Origin of the sequence: Citrobacter enshiensis, assembly GCF_029338175.1 — a bacterium.
GTDB classification, from domain to species: Bacteria; Pseudomonadota; Gammaproteobacteria; order Enterobacterales; family Enterobacteriaceae; genus Citrobacter_D; species Citrobacter_D enshiensis.
On record NZ_CP119862.1, the window covers coordinates 1 to 19,631 of the forward strand.

The following is a 19,631-nucleotide window of genomic DNA, read 5'->3' on the forward strand; positions in this document are numbered from 1 at the left end:
GTGTCACTTTCGCTTTGGCAGCAATGTCTTGCCCGATTGCAGGATGAGTTACCAGCCACAGAGTTCAGTATGTGGATACGCCCGTTGCAGGCGGAACTGAGCGATAACACGCTGGCTTTGTATGCGCCAAACCGTTTTGTACTCGACTGGGTAAGGGATAAATACCTCAATAACATCAATGGACTGTTGAATAATTTTTGCGGCGCAGATGCCCCGCAACTGCGTTTTGAGGTGGGAACAAAACCCGTGACTCAGACGCTAAAGACGCCTGTTAATCATGTTGTTGCGCCGGCGTATGTTGCGCAAGTACAGCCACAACGCGCTGCGCCTGCGGCTCGACCGGGTTGGGACAATGTACCGGCCCCGGCGGAGCCAACCTATCGCTCCAACGTCAACGTTAAACATACCTTTGATAACTTCGTCGAAGGTAAATCCAACCAGCTGGCGCGCGCGGCGGCACGTCAGGTCGCGGACAACCCAGGCGGCGCCTATAACCCGTTATTCCTTTATGGCGGTACCGGTTTAGGTAAAACGCACCTGTTGCATGCAGTGGGTAACGGCATTATGGCGCGCAAGCCCAATGCAAAAGTGGTGTATATGCACTCCGAGCGTTTTGTACAGGACATGGTAAAAGCCCTGCAAAACAATGCGATCGAAGAGTTTAAACGCTACTACCGCTCCGTTGACGCGTTGCTGATTGACGATATTCAATTCTTCGCCAATAAAGAACGATCCCAGGAAGAGTTTTTCCACACCTTTAACGCCTTGCTGGAAGGTAATCAGCAGATCATTTTGACGTCGGATCGTTATCCAAAAGAGATCAATGGCGTTGAAGATCGTCTGAAATCCCGCTTCGGTTGGGGGTTGACGGTGGCGATCGAACCGCCGGAACTGGAAACGCGCGTCGCGATCCTGATGAAAAAAGCGGACGAAAACGACATTCGTTTGCCAGGCGAAGTGGCGTTCTTTATCGCCAAGCGTCTACGCTCTAACGTACGTGAACTGGAAGGCGCGCTGAACCGGGTTATCGCCAACGCGAATTTTACCGGCCGCGCTATCACCATCGATTTTGTGCGAGAAGCGCTGCGCGATCTGCTGGCGTTGCAGGAAAAACTGGTCACCATCGACAATATTCAAAAGACGGTGGCGGAGTATTACAAAATCAAAATTGCGGATCTGCTTTCTAAGCGTCGATCTCGCTCGGTAGCGCGTCCGCGTCAGATGGCTATGGCGCTGGCAAAAGAGCTTACTAACCACAGTCTGCCGGAAATTGGCGACGCGTTTGGTGGGCGTGACCATACTACCGTTCTTCATGCCTGCCGTAAGATTGAGCAGTTGCGTGAAGAAAGCCATGATATTAAAGAAGATTTCTCCAATTTAATCAGAACATTATCTTCGTGACGCTATGAAATTTACCGTTGAACGTGAACATTTATTAAAACCGCTTCAGCAGGTCAGCGGCCCGCTGGGTGGTCGTCCTACGCTGCCAATTCTCGGTAATCTGTTGCTGCAGGTTGCAGACGGTACGCTTTCTCTGACCGGCACCGACCTTGAAATGGAAATGGTGGCGCGCGTTGCGTTAATTCAGCCTCATGACGCAGGCGCAACCACCGTCCCGGCGCGGAAATTCTTTGATATCTGCCGTGGTTTGCCGGAAGGGGCTGAAATTGCCGTCCAGCTGGAAGGCGATCGGATGCTGGTGCGTTCAGGCCGCAGCCGCTTCTCGCTTTCCACATTGCCTGCAACCGACTTCCCTAACCTGGATGACTGGCAGAGCGAAGTCGAATTCACGTTGCCGCAGGCGACGATGAAGCGTCTGATTGAAGCGACCCAGTTTTCCATGGCGCATCAGGACGTTCGCTATTACTTAAACGGTATGCTGTTTGAGACTGAAGGCGAAGAGCTGCGCACCGTGGCCACTGATGGTCACCGTCTGGCGGTCTGTTCCATGCCGGTCGGACAATCGCTGCCGAACCATTCGGTGATCGTGCCGCGTAAAGGCGTGATTGAACTGATGCGTATGCTCGATGGCGGCGATAACCCGCTGCGCGTGCAAATCGGCAGCAACAACATCCGTGCGCACGTCGGTGATTTTATCTTTACGTCTAAGCTGGTTGACGGCCGTTTCCCTGATTATCGCCGCGTATTGCCGAAGAATCCGGACAAACATCTGGAAGCGGGCTGCGATATTCTCAAACAGGCCTTTGCCCGTGCGGCGATCCTCTCGAACGAGAAATTCCGCGGCGTGCGTCTGTATGTGAGCGAAAACCAGCTCAAAATCACCGCCAACAACCCGGAACAGGAAGAAGCGGAAGAGATTCTGGATGTCACTTATCTGGGCACCGAAATGGAGATCGGTTTTAACGTCAGCTATGTGCTGGATGTGCTTAATGCGCTGAAGTGCGAAAACGTGCGCATTATGCTGACCGACTCGGTTTCCAGTGTGCAAATTGAAGATGCGGCGTCTCAAAGCGCAGCCTATGTTGTTATGCCAATGCGCTTGTAGTGTTGAAAGGGGCTGGTTTACTTGCCATTTCGCCTCCCGGCAGTGCTCAAAATGCTCACGTACTTCGTGTACGCTCCGCTTTTTGCGCGCTGGCGGCAGACGAACTGCCTGCGACACCCACGCCCCTGGAAAACGTACTGAAATATGTCACTGACGCGATTACTCATCAAAGATTTCCGCAATATCGAAAACGCGGATCTCGCTTTATCTCCCGGCTTTAATTTTCTGGTGGGCGCGAACGGCAGCGGCAAAACCAGTGTGCTGGAAGCCATCTATACACTCGGCCATGGCCGGGCGTTTCGCAGTTTGCAGATTGGCCGCGTGATTCGCCACGAGCAGGAATCGTTTGTTCTTCATGGTCGTTTGCAGGGTGAAGAGCGCGAGACCTCCATCGGCCTGACCAAAGACAAGCAGGGTGACAGTAAAGTCCGCATTGACGGCACTGACGGCCACAAGGTCGCTGAACTGGCGCACCTGATGCCGATGCAGTTGATTACGCCAGAGGGGTTTACTTTACTCAATGGCGGCCCCAAATACAGAAGAGCGTTCCTGGACTGGGGATGCTTTCATAATGAGACCGGATTCTTCACCGCCTGGAGCAATCTCAAGCGTTTGCTTAAACAACGCAATGCGGCGTTGCGCCAGGTGAGTCGATATGAACAACTGCGTCCGTGGGATAAAGAGCTGATCCCGCTGGCGGAACAAATCAGCACCTGGCGCGCGGAGTACAGCGCCGGTATCGCTGCCGATATGGCGGATACCTGTCAGCAATTTTTACCCGAATTTTCTCTCTCTTTCTCTTTTCAGCGAGGCTGGGAAAAAGAGACGGATTATGCCGAGGTGCTGGAGCGGGGCTTTGAACGCGACCGCATGTTGACCTATACCGCGCACGGGCCGCATAAAGCGGACTTCCGCATTCGCGCCGACGGTGCGCCGGTTGAAGATACCTTATCGCGTGGGCAGCTAAAGCTGCTGATGTGCGCCTTACGTCTGGCGCAAGGGGAGTTTCTGACCCGTGAAAGCGGGCGGCGCTGCCTCTACCTGATAGATGATTTTGCCTCTGAACTTGATGATGCGCGTCGTGGGCTGCTGGCCAGCCGCTTAAAAGCGACGCAATCTCAGGTCTTTGTCAGCGCAATCAGCGCTGAACACGTTCTTGACATGTCGGACAAAAATTCGAAGATGTTCACCGTGGAAAAGGGTAAAATAACGGATTAACCCAAGATAAAATGAGCGAGAAACGTTGATGTCGAATTCTTATGACTCCTCCAGTATCAAAGTCCTGAAAGGACTGGATGCGGTGCGTAAGCGCCCGGGTATGTATATCGGCGACACGGATGACGGCACCGGTCTGCACCACATGGTATTCGAGGTGGTAGATAACGCTATCGACGAAGCGCTCGCGGGTCACTGTAAAGATATCGTGGTGACGATTCACGCTGACAACTCCGTGTCCGTTACCGATGATGGCCGTGGTATCCCAACCGGTATTCACCCGGAAGAGGGCGTATCTGCAGCTGAAGTTATCATGACCGTTCTGCACGCAGGCGGTAAATTCGATGATAACTCGTATAAAGTGTCCGGCGGTCTGCACGGCGTAGGGGTTTCCGTCGTAAACGCCCTGTCGCAGAAACTGGAACTGCTGATTCGCCGTGAAGGTAAAGTTCATCAGCAAACTTACGTACACGGTGTACCGCAAGCACCGCTGGCGGTGACCGGTGAGACTGAAATGACCGGAACCCAGGTTCGTTTCTGGCCAAGCCATGAAACCTTTACCAACGTCGTTGAATTTGAATACGACATTCTGGCCAAGCGCCTGCGTGAACTCTCCTTCCTGAACTCCGGCGTTTCTATTCGTCTGCGCGATAAGCGTGACGGTAAAGAAGACCATTTCCACTACGAAGGCGGCATCAAGGCGTTTGTTGAGTATCTCAACAAAAACAAAACGCCGATCCACCCGAATATCTTCTACTTCTCCACCGAAAAAGACGGTATTGGCGTTGAAGTGGCGCTGCAGTGGAACGATGGCTTCCAGGAAAACATCTACTGCTTTACTAACAACATTCCGCAGCGTGATGGCGGTACTCACCTTGCAGGCTTCCGTGCGGCGATGACCCGTACTCTGAACGCCTACATGGACAAAGAGGGTTACAGCAAGAAAGCCAAAGTTAGCGCCACCGGTGACGATGCCCGTGAAGGCCTGATTGCCGTTGTTTCCGTTAAAGTACCGGATCCGAAATTCTCCTCACAGACCAAAGATAAACTGGTTTCTTCTGAGGTGAAAACAGCGGTTGAACAGCAGATGAACGAACTGCTGAGCGAATACCTGCTGGAAAACCCGTCTGATGCGAAAATCGTCGTCGGTAAAATTATCGATGCGGCGCGTGCGCGTGAAGCGGCACGTCGTGCGCGTGAAATGACCCGCCGTAAAGGCGCGCTGGACTTAGCCGGTCTGCCGGGCAAACTGGCGGACTGCCAGGAACGCGACCCTGCCCACTCTGAACTGTACCTGGTGGAAGGGGACTCTGCGGGCGGCTCTGCGAAGCAGGGGCGTAACCGTAAGAACCAGGCGATTCTGCCGCTGAAGGGTAAAATCCTTAACGTTGAGAAAGCACGTTTCGACAAGATGCTCTCTTCTCAGGAAGTGGCAACGCTGATTACCGCGCTCGGTTGCGGCATTGGTCGCGACGAGTACAACCCGGATAAACTGCGCTATCACAGCATCATCATCATGACCGATGCGGACGTCGATGGTTCACACATCCGTACGCTGCTGTTGACCTTCTTCTACCGTCAGATGCCGGAAATCGTTGAACGTGGTCACGTCTACATTGCACAGCCACCGCTGTACAAAGTGAAGAAAGGCAAGCAGGAACAGTACATCAAAGACGATGAGGCGATGGATCAATACCAGATCTCTATCGCCCTTGATGGTGCCACGCTGCACACCAACGCCCACGCTCCGGCACTGGCGGGTGAAGCACTGGAAAAACTGGTTTCTGAGTACAACGCCACACAGAAAATGATTGGTCGTATGGAGCGCCGCTACCCACGCTCACTGCTGAAAGAGCTGGTCTACCAACCGACGCTGGCCGAAGCCGATCTGGCTGATGAAGCTAAAGTCACGGCCTGGGTTTCCCAGCTGGTTAACGTGCTGAATGAAAATGAAATGCACGGCAGCACCTGGAATAGCCTTGTGCGTAAAGACGCTGAGCTGAACCTGTTCGAACCGGTTATCCGCGTGCGTACCCACGGTGTCGATACCGACTATCCGCTGGAACATGAGTTTGTGACCGGTGGTGAATATCGCCGTCTTTGCACGCTGGGTGAGAAACTGCGTGGTCTGATTGAAGATGATGCGTTTATCGAACGTGGCGAGCGTCGTCAGCCGGTTGCCAGCTTCGAGCAGGCGCTGGACTGGTTGGTGAAAGAGTCCCGTCGTGGACTGTCCATTCAGCGTTATAAAGGTCTGGGCGAAATGAACCCGGACCAGCTGTGGGAAACCACCATGGATCCAGAAAGCCGTCGTATGCTGCGTGTAACGGTGAAAGATGCGATTGCCGCTGACCAACTGTTCACTACGCTGATGGGCGACGCCGTTGAACCGCGTCGTGCGTTTATCGAAGAAAACGCCCTGAAAGCGGCGAACATCGATATCTAATTACGTTTCAAATAAAAATCCCTGCTATAAAGGCAGGGATTTTTTTTGCGCTCAGGTCGCTACGCGCATTACTTTTTCGGCGGTAAAAAATCTTCCCGAATTGGTGTAAAAATATCCAACAATTTCCCTGCCTTCAAACAAACGCAACCATGCATAATATGAGGGCGTTTATACAATGTATCTCCCTGCGTCACTACCTGTGTCTCCTCTCCGATAGTAAATTCAAACTCACCGGCAAGCACATAAGTAAGCTGTTCATGGGGATGACTGTGCAACGGCCCAATAGCGCCTTCATCGAATTCCACTTCTACAGCCATCAGGGAACCATTATGGGCAAGGAGTTGCCGGGAAACGCCTTCTCCTACGTTGTCCTTCACCGTATTACTGTGTAACACGAACATTGAGTTTCCTCTCTCAGTATTGGTTATGCTAAAGGCATTAAATGAGCGGCAAAATCATTATGCGATACCGCCTATCGCATGGGTAAAGGGGAAGACAGAGACAATCCAGGAACACTGCTCACTCGATAGCCCTAATGTTTTCATCATCACAGGCGCAGCAGCACCGAGTGTACTTCTTGCCAGAGAGTTGGTAATGGTGCCCAACATACAAGGACGATGATATACCATCGCAGATTTTTAATTTTCATTGTTGGTCTTATATATACATCTGATGATTTTAAGACGCAGCAGACTTAAAAAATGAAACGATGTTTTGTATGCATAAGACTAAAATTTAATGTGAATTTCTGTGAGGAAATTCACATTTGCATGAAGCAAGAAAATGCGCAGGATATCTTGTGTATTGAAAAGTGAATAAATCGCACCGCTTTTACCATATTTTTCATCTGGTTGTATTTTTTAATGAAGAAGATTAATAATCAAATTTTAAAAATGGTGAAATGTATATAATTTTAATAAATGTAACACGCCAAAATATAGATAATTAATATTAAATTCCATGAGGGGGGCCGTGTTAATGGTTTTTCTAGATTAACGCTAAATGTTTTATTATCTGAAAATAGGTATGGTTGGTGGTCTAACATTTATTATAGAAATAATTCGGAGAGTCATGTGCAGTGGCAATGGCTAAACCAGCCAATTAAAGCTGTAGGCGTAGACGGCAATGAGGATTGTTTTGCTGTTATTCAGCCCCTTTTCGTTGCTGTTTTTTGAGCGGAATCGCGTTAGCATGAGGACGGACTCATTTAATCCGGGGAACTCATGGCTATCAAACTCATTGCTATCGATATGGATGGCACACTTCTGCTGCCCGATCACACCATTTCACCTGCGGTCAAAACGGCAATTGCGGCTGCGCGTGCCCGAGGCGTTAACGTGGTGTTGACGACTGGCCGACCGTTTGCGGGCGTCCACAGCTATCTGAAAGAGCTTCACATGGAACAGCCCGGCGATTACTGCATAACCTATAACGGTGCGCTGGTGCAGAAAGCGAGCGATGGCAGTACCGTTGCGCAAACGGCGTTGAGCTATGACGACTATCGTTATCTTGAGCAACTCTCCCGTGACGTCGGTTCCCACTTTCATGCGCTGGATCGCAACACGCTGTATACCGCTAACCGCGATATCAGCTATTACACGGTCCATGAATCTTTTGTCGCGACCATCCCTCTGGTGTTCTGTGAAGCGGAGAAAATGGATCCGGCAACGCAGTTCCTGAAAGTGATGATGATTGATGAACCCGCCATCCTCGATAAAGCGATTGCCCGCATTCCGGCAGACGTAAAAGAGAAATACACCGTGCTGAAAAGTGCGCCGTACTTCCTCGAAATTCTGGATAAACGCGTAAATAAAGGCACGGGTGTGAAATCGCTGGCCGATGCTCTGGGTATTAAACACGATGAGATAATGGCCATTGGCGATCAGGAAAACGACATTGCGATGATCGAATTCGCCGGCATGGGCGTGGCGATGGATAACGCGATTTCGTCGGTAAAAGAGGTGGCTAACTTCGTCACCAAATCCAACCTGGACGATGGCGTGGCGTACGCTATTGAGAAGTTTGTGCTGAATTAATCATTCATTGCCTGATGGCACAGCTATCCTCCGGCAAAAAACGCTTCCTGACCCGCATCTGCTGCGGGTTTAGGTCTATATCTCCGCTGCTGTATTGCCTGTCTGCTGATCCTGATTCTGTGGGATATGTGCGACGCCGCTTTGCATAATCCATTTTCTGGTTAATGCCGAGGTTAACATTCGGCTTTTGATAATCTTACCGTAGAGCTTCATTCGCAGTGTTCGGGTGGCGCTTCGATAGGCGTCATTCAGATTCTCGGTATCCCGCATAAAGACGGATTTCAGGATCTCCGCGCTGTCCAGCGCGTAGCTGATTCCCTCCAGCGAACTGGCGCTGATAAATCCTGCCGCTTCACCAATCAAAAACGCATTGTCTTTTCCGCAGACAAAATCTGCCCAACGCGAGGGGAACAGCACCGTGCATTTTTCGCTTTTTAGCGGTTGGCCAAACTGAAAATGGAAAGCTTCCATCTTTGCTTTCAGCGCGTTAAAGCGCGCCTGACCGTCTTTCATCGGGTAGGCGCCGCCAAAGATAAAATAACCGTCTTTGCTGATACTCCATGAGTAGCAGTCCGTGGCGTCGTTATCAAAAATGCAGGCGTAAAATGGCTCAGGGTGTTTTTCAGCGAACCATTGCTGAAGCGCGACGTATTTACGGATCTGATGCTCAGGATACAGATGGCGGCGAACCAGTGAATTTGCCCCGTCGGCGCCAACCAGATAGCGGGCGGTAATGTGTTGCTCCCAGCCGTCGGCGCGAAAAATCACGTGCCACGTGTCGCCTTCTTGCCAGATTTTCCGGCACAGACTGTCGTGGTAAACCGCGACCTCATCAGGGATGAGTGATTTCATCCATAAATCAAATGCGTGGCGGTTGATATTGATGTAACTGCGTTGATAGTTACGCGTCAGTGCGGCTGCCACATCCACTGTTTTAACGCTGAAAATCTGCGGGTTGGCGATCACATCGACCGGTAAGGTAATGCCATCGCGAATAAATGAACGCTGGGCATCCGGAGCCAGCAGGCCGCCGCAGGGTTTGGTGAAACCTTCCGTTCCGCACTGGCGCTTTTTATCCAGCGCAATGACACGCATCTTTCCACTCAAATGCCGCGCCAGCGCCGATCCTGCCGGGCCTAAACCGATAATTGCCACGTCAAAGTGTTCCATCTTTTTTACCCGCCGTCATTGAGATGGAGGCATGCTAAAACCTGAAAGTGAAGCCCTTGTGAAGTATGATGGCCGGAATTGTCTCGCATCAGGGTTTATGCAATGAAACAAATCACCTTTGCGCCACGTCATCACCAGCTTACCAATATCAATACCTGGACTCCGGATAGCCAGTGGCTGGTGTTCGATGTACGCCCGTCGGGAGCCTCTTTTACCGGGGAAACCATCGAGCGGGTAAACGTTGAAACCGGGGCCGTCGAGGTGATTTATCGCGCCACGCAAGGGGCGCATGTGGGTGTGGTGACCGTTCATCCGCAAGAGAATAAATATGTGTTTATTCATGGGCCTGAGAATCCAGATTCCGCATGGCACTACGATTTTCACCATCGTCGGGGGGTCATTGCGCATCAGGGGAGAGTTGCTAACCTGGACGCGATGGATATCACCGCCCCATACACGCCCGGCGCGCTGCGCGGTGGTAGCCATGTGCATGTCTTCAGCCCGAACGGCGAGTTCGTCAGCTTCACCTATAACGATCACGTCCTGCATGAGCGAGACCCGGCGCAGGATCTGCGCAACGTCGGTGTCGCGGCGCCATGGGGACCGGTCACGGTGTCGGGTCAGAATCCCCGTGAATACAGCGGTAGCCACTGGTGTGTGCTGGTCAGTCAAACGACACCCACCCCGAGCCCTGGCAGCGATGAGATTACTCGTGCCTACGAAGAGGGCTGGGTCGGGGATCATGCGCTGGCCTTTATCGGCGATACGTTGTCGGTGAAAGGCGAAAAGGTGCCGGAGCTGTTTCTCGTCGACCTGCCGCGTGAAGAAAGCGACTGGAAACAGGCGGGAGAGACGCCTCTGGCAGGAACAGAATCATTGATGCCCGCACCGCCAGTCGGCGTGACCCAGCGTCGTCTGACGTTTACTCAGGGGCGCGCTTATCCCGGACTGGTGAATGCGCCGCGTCACTGGGTGCGCAGCAATCCGCAGGCCACGGAGATTGCATTTTTGATGCGTGACGAGCACGGTGTTGTTCAGCTCTGGCTGATTGCTGCGCAGGGGGGAGAGCCGCGTCAGCTTACCCATCATGCAACGGATATTCAGTCGGCGTTTAACTGGCATCCGTCGGGAAAATGGTTGGGGTATGTGCTGGAGAACAGAATTGCCTGCTGCGACGCGCACAGCGGAGATGTATGCTTCCTGACGTCGGAGCATGGTAATCCGCCTTCTGCGGATGCCGTTGTTTTCTCACCGGATGGGCGGCAAATTGCGTGGATGGAAGACGTACAGGGTTTCCGTCAGCTGTGGGTGACGGAAACCGGGCGTTAAATCAGGGCGTGGACATTTCTGCCGGGGGGATAACGGAGTTCGTTATCTGCGTTCTCTCCTCGCTTCTTTCGACGCGGGATCTGACAGAGTTATCTTTGCGGAAGAGATCCCATGGCAGGAGTAAGGTGTCCATCACGGCGGTGAACGGCATGTCGAGTATTGCCAGAGACTTTGTACCCCAGTTTGTATCACTCTCACTGATCATCGTAGCGCTGGCGCGTGTGCCAGGATAAGTCCCTTCCTTGCCGCCAGTATGTGACATTACGCTTGAGCAACCACCCAGTAAAACCATTCCGCCGCACATCACCAGCGGTAACAACACATTTTTTATCATGATTCATTCATCTGTTGATCAACGGTGTTTGCATGCTGAGTTATAGCGTTCCATTGCCTGGAATAATACCCTCAGCATGTCGCACTGTGGTGCTTATCGCACTTTAACGATCCGTGCTTCCCCCCAGTCTATGCCATAGACAGCAAACTGCAAAAAAAGTCCTCTTTAAGCGCTTGAAAAGTTCGTATCAGGACCCATTTTTAAGTCAAGGACAAACGAAGAGCATGCCTGAGGGGTGTTCTGTCCGCCTGGCCTGTCCATGATGGAAGGTCTCATATTCTCGCTGATTTCAGGAGCTATTGATTATGCGTAATTTTGATTTATCCCCGCTGTACCGTTCCGCTATTGGGTTTGACCGTTTGTTTAACCTGCTTGAAAACAACCAGAGCCAGAGTAATGGCGGCTACCCTCCGTATAACGTTGAGCTGGTGGATGAAAACCATTACCGCATTGCGATTGCCGTGGCGGGGTTTGCGGAAAGCGAGCTGGAAATTACTGCCCAGGATAATCTGCTGGTGGTGAAAGGTGCTCATGCTGATGAGCAAAAAGAACGTACTTACCTTTATCAGGGCATTGCCGAGCGCAACTTTGAACGCAAGTTCCAGTTAGCGGAGAACATTCATGTTCGTGGCGCAAACCTGGTGAACGGTCTGCTGTATATCGAACTTGAGCGTGTGATTCCGGAAGCGAATAAACCACGCCGTATCGAAATCAATTAATTCTGTCGGGCCGCGTTGCGCGGCCTGTTATCCCCATGCTCGCCGTCAGGGAGCATATGCAAATCTGCGGATTTGCAGGTACTGCTATGCCCTAAACAATTCGCATTGCAGGAAGGTGGCAAGTGAGTGAATCTCCGGGAGCGTACAAAAGTACGTGACGGGAGTGAGCGAGCGCAGCCAGCGCATCTGCAACGTGAAGTGTGACGGGAATACTCGCTTCTTAGAAGGAGAAATGATTATGCGTAACTACGATTTATCCCCGCTGCTGCGTCAATGGATCGGTTTTGACAAACTGGCCAACGCCTTGCAAAACACCGGTGAAAGCCAGAGCTTCCCACCCTATAACATCGAAAAAAGCGACGATAACCACTATCGCATTACCCTTGCGTTGGCCGGTTTCCGTCAGGAAGATCTGGATATTCAACTGGAAGGCACGCGCCTGACGGTGAAAGGCAGCCCGGAGCAGCCGGAAAAAGAGACCAAATGGTTGCATCAGGGGCTGGTCACTCAGCCGTTCAGTTTGAGCTTTACGCTGGCTGAACATATGGAAGTCTCTGGTGCGACGTTTACCAACGGATTACTGCACATTGATTTAACACGCAATGTGCCAGAAACCCTCGCCCCGCAGCGTATCGAGATTCAGGAACGACCTGCGTTAAATAGCTAATTTACTGTTTGCCCTTGCCCCGCCAGAAATGACGGGGCTTTTTTGTGCTTTACCACCCATACATACCGCCTGTACTCTGCGAAAATCTGGTTAAAATAATAATGTTATTCACAGGGAAACGAAGATGAGTGAGATAGCATTAACGGTTAGCGTTCTGGCGTTGGCGGCGGTTGTTGGATTATGGATCGGCAACATCAGAGTTCGTGGGGTGGGGCTGGGCATTGGAGGCGTGCTGTTTGGCGGGATTCTTGTCGGGCATTATGCTGACCTGCTAGGCATCTCCCTTGGTGGCGAGATGCTGCATTTTATTCAGGAATTTGGCCTGATCCTCTTCGTTTACACCATTGGTATTCAGGTCGGTCCTGGTTTTTTTGCGTCGCTGCGCGTCTCAGGTTTACGTCTGAATCTCTTTGCTGTTCTGATTGTCATCATTGGCGGTCTGCTCACCGCTATTCTGCATAAAGTGTTTGCGATCCCGTTACCGGTGGTATTGGGTATCTTCTCTGGTGCGGTAACCAACACCCCGGCATTGGGGGCTGGTCAGCAAATTCTGCGCGATCTGGGCACACCGGCGGCAGTGGTGGATCAGATGGGGATGAGCTATGCCATGGCGTATCCTTTCGGTATTTGCGGCATCTTACTCTCGATGTGGCTGATTCGAATGATTTTTCGCGTCAATGTCGAGGAGGAGGCGCAACAGCATGAATCCACGCTCTCCCGCGGCCACTCGCTCATCCAGACCATGAACATCCGTGTTGAGAACCCGAATCTCAACAGTATGGCGATTCAGGATGTGCCCATCCTCAATAGCGACAAAATCATCTGTTCACGACTTAAACGCGATGAAACGCTGATGGTGCCCTCACCAGGGACGATTATTCAGGTTGGCGATCTGCTGCATCTGGTGGGGCAGTCAGGGGATCTGCACAATGCGCAGGTGGTGATTGGCCAGGAGGTGGACACCTCGCTTTCTACTCGCGGCACGGAGTTGCGTGTTGAACGTGTGGTCGTTACCAATGAAAAAGTGCTCGGAAAGCGCATTCGCGATCTGCGCCTAAAAGAGAACTATGATGTGGTTATCTCGCGGCTTAACCGGGCGGGTATTGAGCTGGTGGCAAGCGGTGAGATGAGTCTGCAGTTTGGCGACATTCTCAACCTGGTCGGACGGCCCTCTGCCATTGAAGCGGTAGCCAATGTCGTGGGCAACGCACAGCAAAAACTGCAACAGGTACAGATGCTGCCCGTATTCATTGGTATCGGGTTGGGCGTGCTGCTTGGGTCAATCCCGCTGTTTATACCGGGGTTCCCGGTGGCGTTAAAGCTGGGGCTGGCGGGCGGACCGCTGATCATGGCGCTGATTCTGGGGCGTATCGGCAGCATTGGTAAGCTGTACTGGTTTATGCCGCCGAGCGCCAACCTGGCGCTGCGCGAGCTGGGTATCGTGCTGTTTCTTGCCGTGGTGGGGCTGAAGTCTGGCGGTGATTTTGTCGATACCCTGATGCAAGGCGAGGGCCTAAGCTGGATTGGTTATGGCATTGTCATTACCGCTATCCCTCTCATCACGGTAGGGCTGCTGGCGCGTATCTTCGCAAAAATGAACTACCTGACGTTGTGCGGGATGCTGGCCGGGTCGATGACCGATCCGCCTGCGCTGGCGTTTGCCAATAACCTGCATGCCACCAGTGGGGCGGCGGCGCTCTCGTATGCGACGGTATACCCGCTGGTGATGTTCCTGCGTATTATCACCCCGCAGCTACTGGCGGTGATTTTCTGGGGATTAGGCTAGAGGGATTAATCCTGCTGACCGGCATCCTATGGGTGCCGGTTATGATGTTTCAACACCGCTGACGGCGCATAACCCCTGCTTTGCTGAGAGCATATCCCCACCTGACCCACGCAATCCCCTTCCTGCTTTCGTCGCGATAAGGCCAACTCAAGCCGGAGATCGTGACCCTTTCCGCACATATCCGTGGAGCCTGCAACCGCGTCCGGTGGCACGAGACTGCGTACGCAAAGTGTGAACGTTAAGGGGAAAAAGCCGACGTTCTGATGCACTATTGTTATTTCCTTCTCTGATCCTCTGAATAGGGAATGTCATTAAAAGGAGCCCTGATGAAGATTTCTCGCCTTGGAGAAGCGCCGGATTACCGCTTCTCGCTGGCAAACGAGCGTACCTTTCTGGCGTGGATCCGCACCGCGCTGGGTTTTCTGGCGGCGGGTGTTGGTCTTGACCAGTTGGCGCCGGATTTTGCCACGCCAGTCATTCGTGAACTGCTGGCGTTGCTACTGTGTTTGTTCGCGGGCGGTCTGGCGATTTACGGCTACCTGCGATGGTTGCGTAATGAAAAGGCGATGCGTCTGAAAGAGGACCTGCCGTACACCCACAGTTTGCTGATTATCAGTCTGATTTTGATGATCGTCGCGGTGATCGTTATGGCGCTGGTACTGTATGGCTGATAGCCGTAAAGCGCGCCGCATTGCCGATCCGGGACTTCAGCCGGAGCGCACGTCGCTGGCCTGGTTCCGCACGCTGCTGGGCTATGGCGCGCTAATGGCGCTGGCGTTGAAACATCACTGGCATCAGGCGGGATTCTTGTTCTGGGTTTCTATTGGCGTGCTGGCGATTGTGGCGATCATTCTCTGGCGCTATACCCGCAGTCGTAACCTGATGGACGTCGCCCATTACGATTTTTCTCAATCTCGCGCGGTGCGTGACAAATTTATGATCTCCCTCGCGGTGTTATCCCTCGCAATACTGTTTGCTGTAACACACGTTCGCCAACTTATCGTATTTATCGGGGATTTTGCATGACAGAGTGTGAGGACATGGATGTTAGTGAGGGAATTATTAAGGTGGTGGTAGATCACCAGGAATGTCAGCACCCGAATGATTTATATCGCAATGTACAACTAGCAGGCGTTCGTTCTGTGCAGTTTATTCCCCTGGTTGAACGCGATGAAAAAGGCTATCCGACCGCTGAATCCGTTACATCGGAAGACTGGGGGCGGTTTTTAAATACGGTATTTGATATATGGGTACGGGAAGATGTTAACCGGATATCCATTCAGCTGTTTGATAAAATCTTAAGGCAGTGGTGTGGTCTTTCTGATGCGGTGAATTTACAGGATATTTCGCATATCGGCGCAGATTGTCGGAACTGTTACGTATTGCACTTCTGTGCTGGTGAATGCCTGAAATATCGTGATAGCAGCGAAAAAAGCGCGCTTTGTGCCGGTTATAAAACCTTTTTTAACGACTCTTCGCCGTACATGCGGGTTATGCGCGATCTTATTAAACAGCATCGCTCACCGATGGAACTGATGGCGATGCTGCGTCAAACTTAGCGACCTTTAGCCAGGTACTGCGCCATTTCGGCTTCCGGTACCATTCCGCCGCCCGTCGCCCATACCAGATGTGTGGCGTGGTTTAACTGCTCAGCAGTGAACCCGTGCATCTGTTGGTATGCGGCTGAACCACATACGCGCTGAGGTCCGGACATTCCCGCCAGTGCAGACGGCTCCAGGCGAATGCCTTCTTCCTGCGCCAGCCAACTCAGCATGTCATACATGGTTTGATCGTCAAGGGTATACAGCCCGTCCAGAAAACGCTCCATCGCCCGGCCAACAAAACCCGATGCACGCCCCACCGCCAGCCCGTCCGCCGCCGTCAGGTTATCGATGCCAATCTCCTGAACGGAAATAGCGTCGTGCAGGCCAGTGTAAACGCCGAGCAGCATGCAAGGGGAGTGGGTCGGTTCGGCGAAGAAACAGTGAACGTTATCGCCGAACGCCAGTTTCAGGCCAAAAGCCACGCCGCCAGGGCCGCCGCCGACGCCGCACGGCAGATAAACAAACAGCGGGTGATCGGCATCCACTACGCGACCCTGCTGTGCGAACTGCGCTTTCAGGCGCTGTCCGGCTACCGCGTAGCCCAGGAACAACGTGCGGGAGTTTTCATCGTCGATAAAGAAGCAGTTTGGATCGGACTCCGCCGCCTTACGCCCTTGCTCCACCGCCACGCCGTAATCTTCTTCGTACTCGACCACCGTCACACCGTGGCTGCGCAGTTTGGCCTTTTTCCACGCACGGGCATCGGCAGACATGTGTACGGTGACCTTAAAGCCGATGCAGGCGCTCATGATGCCGATCGACAAGCCCAGGTTACCGGTCGAACCCACCGCGATGCTGTACTGACTGAAGAACTGTTTGAATTCAGGCGAGAGCAGCACGCTGTAGTCATCTTCAGTGGTTAGCAGCCCGGCGGCCAGCGCCAGTTTTTCTGCGTGGGTCAGCACTTCATAGATGCCGCCACGGGCCTTAATCGAGCCGGAGATGGGTAGGTGGCTGTCTTTTTTCAGCAGAATTTCACCGCAGATAGACTGCCCGTACTCTTTTTCCAGCCGTTTTTGCATCGCAGGAACAGCGGCCAGTTCGGATTCAATAATCCCGCCGGTGGCGGCGGTTTCCGGGAAGGCTTTCGCCAGATACGGCGCAAAGCGGGTCAGGCGAGCATGGGCGTCCTGAACATCCTGCTCCGTCAGGCCGACATACGGTAAACCTTCTGCCAGAGAGGTCGTGGCCGGGTTAAACCAGGTCGTTTCTTTGAGAGCGACCAGATCCTCCACCAAAGGATACTGGGCGATGAGATTTTGAATGTTTTCCATAGTACGTCTCTTTACGCTTAGATAATAAAGGAAAGCAGGAATGTGCAAGCCAGTGCAATAACCGACGCGATAAATGTCGCGGTCGTATAGTATTTAAACGTCTCATTCAGGGTGGCGCCGCAGTATTGCTTCACCAGCCAGAAGAGGGAATCTGTCACGATCGTGCAGCCAATTGCGCCAGAACCGATGGCAATAGCGATGATCTCTGGACTCACGTTGGGATAGAGCGGCAGCATCGGCGCGACAATCGCCGTTGCACCCATCATCGCGACCGTTGCCGAACCGACCGCAGCGTGCAGAATAAGCGCCACCAGCCAGGCCAGCAGGATGGGGTGCATATGCATATTGGAGAGGATCACCGCGAGGGTATCCGCCAGGCCGCTGCTCTTCAGGATGGCGTTGAACGCGCCGCCCGCACCGATAATCAGCAGAATGTTAGCAATGGAACCAAAACCGTTTTCGGTATGGGTGAGCAGCGTACCCATGCCGATATGCTGACGCAAACCGAGAATGTAATACGCCACGAAAACCGCGATAAACATGGCAGTAATCGGGTTGCCGATAAACTCCAGCAGGGTGTACAGCGTACTGCCTTTCGCCATGTTCAGTTCAGCGACGGTTTTCGCCAGCATCAGACCAATCGGCAGCAGGACGGTAAACAGCGTTGCGCTCAGTGACGGCAGCGTTTTTTCGTCACGGACTTTAAGGTCAGAAAACTCAGCGGGTACTGCTTTAAACGGAAGACGGTTGCCGAGTAACTTTAGGAACAGCGGTCCGCCGATAAGCGAGGCCATCAGCCCTACCAGCAACCCATAGACAATGACGGAACCCAGATCGGCGCCCAGTTTGTTGGCGACGAACAGCGCGGCCGGATGCGGCGGCACCACGCAGTGTACGGCCATTAGGGCGGTACATAACGGGATCGCCAGTTTCAGCAATGAGGTGTTGGTTTTTTTGGCGATGGAGAACGCCAGCGGAATTAACAGCACCACCCCCACTTCCACAAACAGCGTGATACCGCAGATCAGCCCCACCAGCACCATAATGACGTCGGCGGAGAGCCAGCGACAGCGCTGGAGCGTTAAGCCAATGCGTTCTGCCGCACCGGAAACTTCCATCATTTTGCCAAGAATGGTTCCCAGACCGATAACGGCGGCGAGGAAACCCAGCGTGCCACCGATACCACTCTCAATGGCGTTGACCATCTCCAGCGGGCCCATATCCATCATCGTGCCCACAAAGAAGCTGGCTAACAGCAGCGCCAGAAACGGGTGGAATTTGAACTTCACGATGGTCAAAACGATTAACACGATGCTGATTAGCAGCGTGCTCACAACCCAGATTTGAGAGTGCATATCTCACCTTGCCCTGTGATTAACGTGGTTATATTGGACAAAAAAACGGCGTAGGCTGACAAACGATATAATTCCCACTTAACATGAGCTAAATTGAATCAAAATGGTGATATGCGTCTAAAAATGACTGTTTTATGCAGTATGGTTCACGCTGATTCATCTTTGTGCTGATTTTTTCAGCGTATTTTTTTACACTGCGGGAAATAATCAGAGGCTCAGAGGTGGTTATGGATCCCCTTCGCGAAGTCAGAAATCGTCTACTCAACGGCTGGCAGCTATCAAAGCTCTACACTTTTGAAGTGGCGGCGAGACATCAGTCTTTTGCGCTGGCCGCAGATGAACTGTCATTAAGTCCCAGCGCCGTCAGCCACCGAATTAACCAGCTTGAAGACGAATTGGGTATTCAGCTGTTTGTTCGCTCACACCGGAAAGTGGAATTAACGCACGAAGGGAAGCGGGTGTTCTGGGCGCTGAAATCGTCGCTGGATACGCTGAATCAGGAGATCCTCGACATTAAAAACCAGGAGCTCTCCGGTACGCTCACGGTTTACTCGCGGCCTTCCATCGCCCAGTGCTGGCTGGTGCCCGCATTAGGTGATTTCACGCGCCGCTACCCGTCTATTTCGCTGACCATATTGACCGGTAACGACAACGTGAATCTCCAGCGCGCGGGTATTGATCTGGCGATCTACTTTGACGACGCCCCCTCTGCGCAACTGACGCACCATTTCCTGATGGATGAGGCAATCCTGCCTGTATGCAGTCCGGACTATGCCCGGCGTTTTGACCTGCAGGGTGCGTTGGTTAATCTGCGTCACTGTACGCTTCTGCACGATCGTCAGGCGTGGAGCAACGACTCCGGAACGGATGAATGGCACAGTTGGGCGCAACACTTTGGGGTTGATTTGCCGTTATCATCGGGGATTGGCTTCGATCGTTCGGATTTGGCGGTGATTGCCGCAATGAACCATATTGGTGTCGCGATGGGGCGTCAGCGGCTGGTGCAAAAACGACTCGACAGCGGGGAGCTTGTCGCGCCTTTCGGCGAGATGGCGCTGAAATGTCACCAGCATTACTACATGACCACGCTGCCTGGCCGGCAGTGGCCGAAAATAGAGGCCTTTATCGGCTGGCTGCAAGAGCAGGTGTGATGAGATTTATTACGCTTGCACCCTACACCAGGTGGCGAG

At 52.7% G+C, this 19,631-nt stretch carries 18 protein-coding genes and 1 other annotated feature; of the genes, 13 read left to right on the forward strand and 5 right to left on the reverse strand.

Features of this window, described 5'->3' with window-relative positions:
• The 4 genes from dnaA (at position 1) to gyrB (ending at position 6,167) form a co-directional block, all read left to right on the forward strand.
• On the forward strand, positions 1 to 1,401 hold the full coding sequence (gene dnaA / locus P2W74_RS00005) for a chromosomal replication initiator protein DnaA (RefSeq protein WP_276293407.1): 1,401 nt from the start codon (positions 1 to 3) through the stop codon (positions 1,399 to 1,401).
• Positions 1,402 to 1,405: 4 nt separating this feature from the next.
• A complete protein-coding gene (dnaN, locus tag P2W74_RS00010; protein ID WP_276293408.1) occupies positions 1,406 to 2,506 on the forward strand; it encodes a DNA polymerase III subunit beta in 1,101 nt (366 codons plus the stop codon).
• Between the two features lie 144 nt (positions 2,507 to 2,650).
• Positions 2,651 to 3,724, forward strand: a complete 1,074-nt coding sequence (recF, locus tag P2W74_RS00015; protein WP_276293409.1) for a DNA replication/repair protein RecF — start codon at positions 2,651 to 2,653, stop codon at positions 3,722 to 3,724.
• 28 nt (positions 3,725 to 3,752) lie between these two features.
• Positions 3,753 to 6,167 (forward strand): DNA topoisomerase (ATP-hydrolyzing) subunit B, encoded by a 2,415-nt coding sequence (gene gyrB / locus P2W74_RS00020; protein ID WP_276293410.1) that lies wholly within the window; start codon positions 3,753 to 3,755, stop codon positions 6,165 to 6,167.
• Positions 6,168 to 6,235: 68 nt separating this feature from the next.
• Here the strand turns inward: gyrB and P2W74_RS00025 are convergent, their stop codons facing one another.
• A complete protein-coding gene (locus P2W74_RS00025) occupies positions 6,236 to 6,568 on the reverse strand; it encodes a cupin domain-containing protein (RefSeq protein WP_276293411.1) in 333 nt (110 codons plus the stop codon).
• Between the two features lie 822 nt (positions 6,569 to 7,390).
• Here P2W74_RS00025 and yidA point away from each other — a divergent pair.
• Positions 7,391 to 8,203, forward strand: coding sequence for a sugar-phosphatase (yidA, locus tag P2W74_RS00030; protein ID WP_276293412.1), 813 nt, complete (start codon positions 7,391 to 7,393; stop codon positions 8,201 to 8,203).
• A gap of 75 nt (positions 8,204 to 8,278) precedes the next feature.
• On the opposite strand, the gene cbrA is transcribed toward yidA, so the two are convergent.
• Complete coding sequence (gene cbrA / locus P2W74_RS00035; RefSeq protein ID WP_276293413.1) at positions 8,279 to 9,373, reverse strand: colicin M resistance lipid reductase CbrA; 1,095 nt, start codon at positions 9,371 to 9,373, stop codon at positions 8,279 to 8,281.
• A 102-nt stretch (positions 9,374 to 9,475) separates the two neighbouring features.
• Between cbrA and P2W74_RS00040 the strand changes: the two genes are divergently transcribed.
• Complete coding sequence (locus P2W74_RS00040; RefSeq protein ID WP_276293414.1) at positions 9,476 to 10,702, forward strand: DUF3748 domain-containing protein; 1,227 nt, start codon at positions 9,476 to 9,478, stop codon at positions 10,700 to 10,702.
• 1 nt (position 10,703) lies between these two features.
• Here P2W74_RS00040 and P2W74_RS00045 read toward each other — a convergent pair whose 3' ends face one another.
• A complete protein-coding gene (locus tag P2W74_RS00045) occupies positions 10,704 to 11,036 on the reverse strand; it encodes a YceK/YidQ family lipoprotein (protein WP_192614045.1) in 333 nt (110 codons plus the stop codon).
• A gap of 239 nt (positions 11,037 to 11,275) precedes the next feature.
• Positions 11,276 to 11,348 (forward strand) — a sequence feature (ROSE (Repression Of Heat Shock gene Expression) occurs in the 5'-region of heat shock genes and acts as an RNA thermometer to modulate expression.).
• On the opposite strand from P2W74_RS00045, the gene ibpA reads away from it, so the two are divergent.
• The 6 genes from ibpA (at position 11,342) to P2W74_RS00075 (ending at position 15,767) form a co-directional block, all read left to right on the forward strand.
• Entirely contained in the window at positions 11,342 to 11,755 is a 414-nt protein-coding gene (gene ibpA, locus P2W74_RS00050) for a small heat shock chaperone IbpA (RefSeq protein ID WP_001532742.1), read from the forward strand. It overlaps the preceding feature by 7 nt.
• Positions 11,756 to 11,993: 238 nt before the next feature.
• Entirely contained in the window at positions 11,994 to 12,422 is a 429-nt protein-coding gene (ibpB, locus tag P2W74_RS00055; RefSeq protein WP_276293415.1) for a small heat shock chaperone IbpB, read from the forward strand.
• A 124-nt stretch (positions 12,423 to 12,546) separates the two neighbouring features.
• Positions 12,547 to 14,208 carry a putative transporter gene (locus P2W74_RS00060; protein WP_276293416.1) on the forward strand — a complete coding sequence of 554 codons (1,662 nt, stop codon included), beginning with the start codon at positions 12,547 to 12,549 and terminating at the stop codon, positions 14,206 to 14,208.
• A 326-nt stretch (positions 14,209 to 14,534) separates the two neighbouring features.
• Positions 14,535 to 14,879: a YidH family protein gene (locus tag P2W74_RS00065; RefSeq protein WP_276293417.1), complete on the forward strand. Its 345-nt coding sequence runs from the start codon at positions 14,535 to 14,537 to the stop codon at positions 14,877 to 14,879.
• Positions 14,872 to 15,234, forward strand: coding sequence for a DUF202 domain-containing protein (locus P2W74_RS00070; RefSeq protein WP_276293418.1), 363 nt, complete (start codon positions 14,872 to 14,874; stop codon positions 15,232 to 15,234). Before P2W74_RS00065 ends, P2W74_RS00070 begins: the two co-directional genes overlap by 8 nt.
• On the forward strand, positions 15,231 to 15,767 hold the full coding sequence (locus tag P2W74_RS00075; RefSeq protein ID WP_276293419.1) for a radical SAM protein: 537 nt from the start codon (positions 15,231 to 15,233) through the stop codon (positions 15,765 to 15,767). Before P2W74_RS00070 ends, P2W74_RS00075 begins: the two co-directional genes overlap by 4 nt.
• Here P2W74_RS00075 and dsdA read toward each other — a convergent pair.
• Complete coding sequence (gene dsdA, locus P2W74_RS00080) at positions 15,764 to 17,086, reverse strand: D-serine ammonia-lyase (RefSeq protein WP_276293420.1); 1,323 nt, start codon at positions 17,084 to 17,086, stop codon at positions 15,764 to 15,766. The two genes, P2W74_RS00075 and dsdA, sit on opposite strands and share 4 nt — an antisense overlap.
• Positions 17,087 to 17,103: 17 nt before the next feature.
• Positions 17,104 to 18,441, reverse strand: coding sequence for a D-serine transporter DsdX (gene dsdX / locus P2W74_RS00085; protein ID WP_276293421.1), 1,338 nt, complete (start codon positions 18,439 to 18,441; stop codon positions 17,104 to 17,106).
• A gap of 227 nt (positions 18,442 to 18,668) precedes the next feature.
• Between dsdX and dsdC the strand changes: the two genes are divergently transcribed.
• Positions 18,669 to 19,592 (forward strand): DNA-binding transcriptional regulator DsdC, encoded by a 924-nt coding sequence (gene dsdC / locus P2W74_RS00090; RefSeq protein WP_276293422.1) that lies wholly within the window; start codon positions 18,669 to 18,671, stop codon positions 19,590 to 19,592.
• Positions 19,593 to 19,631 lie beyond the last annotated feature (39 nt).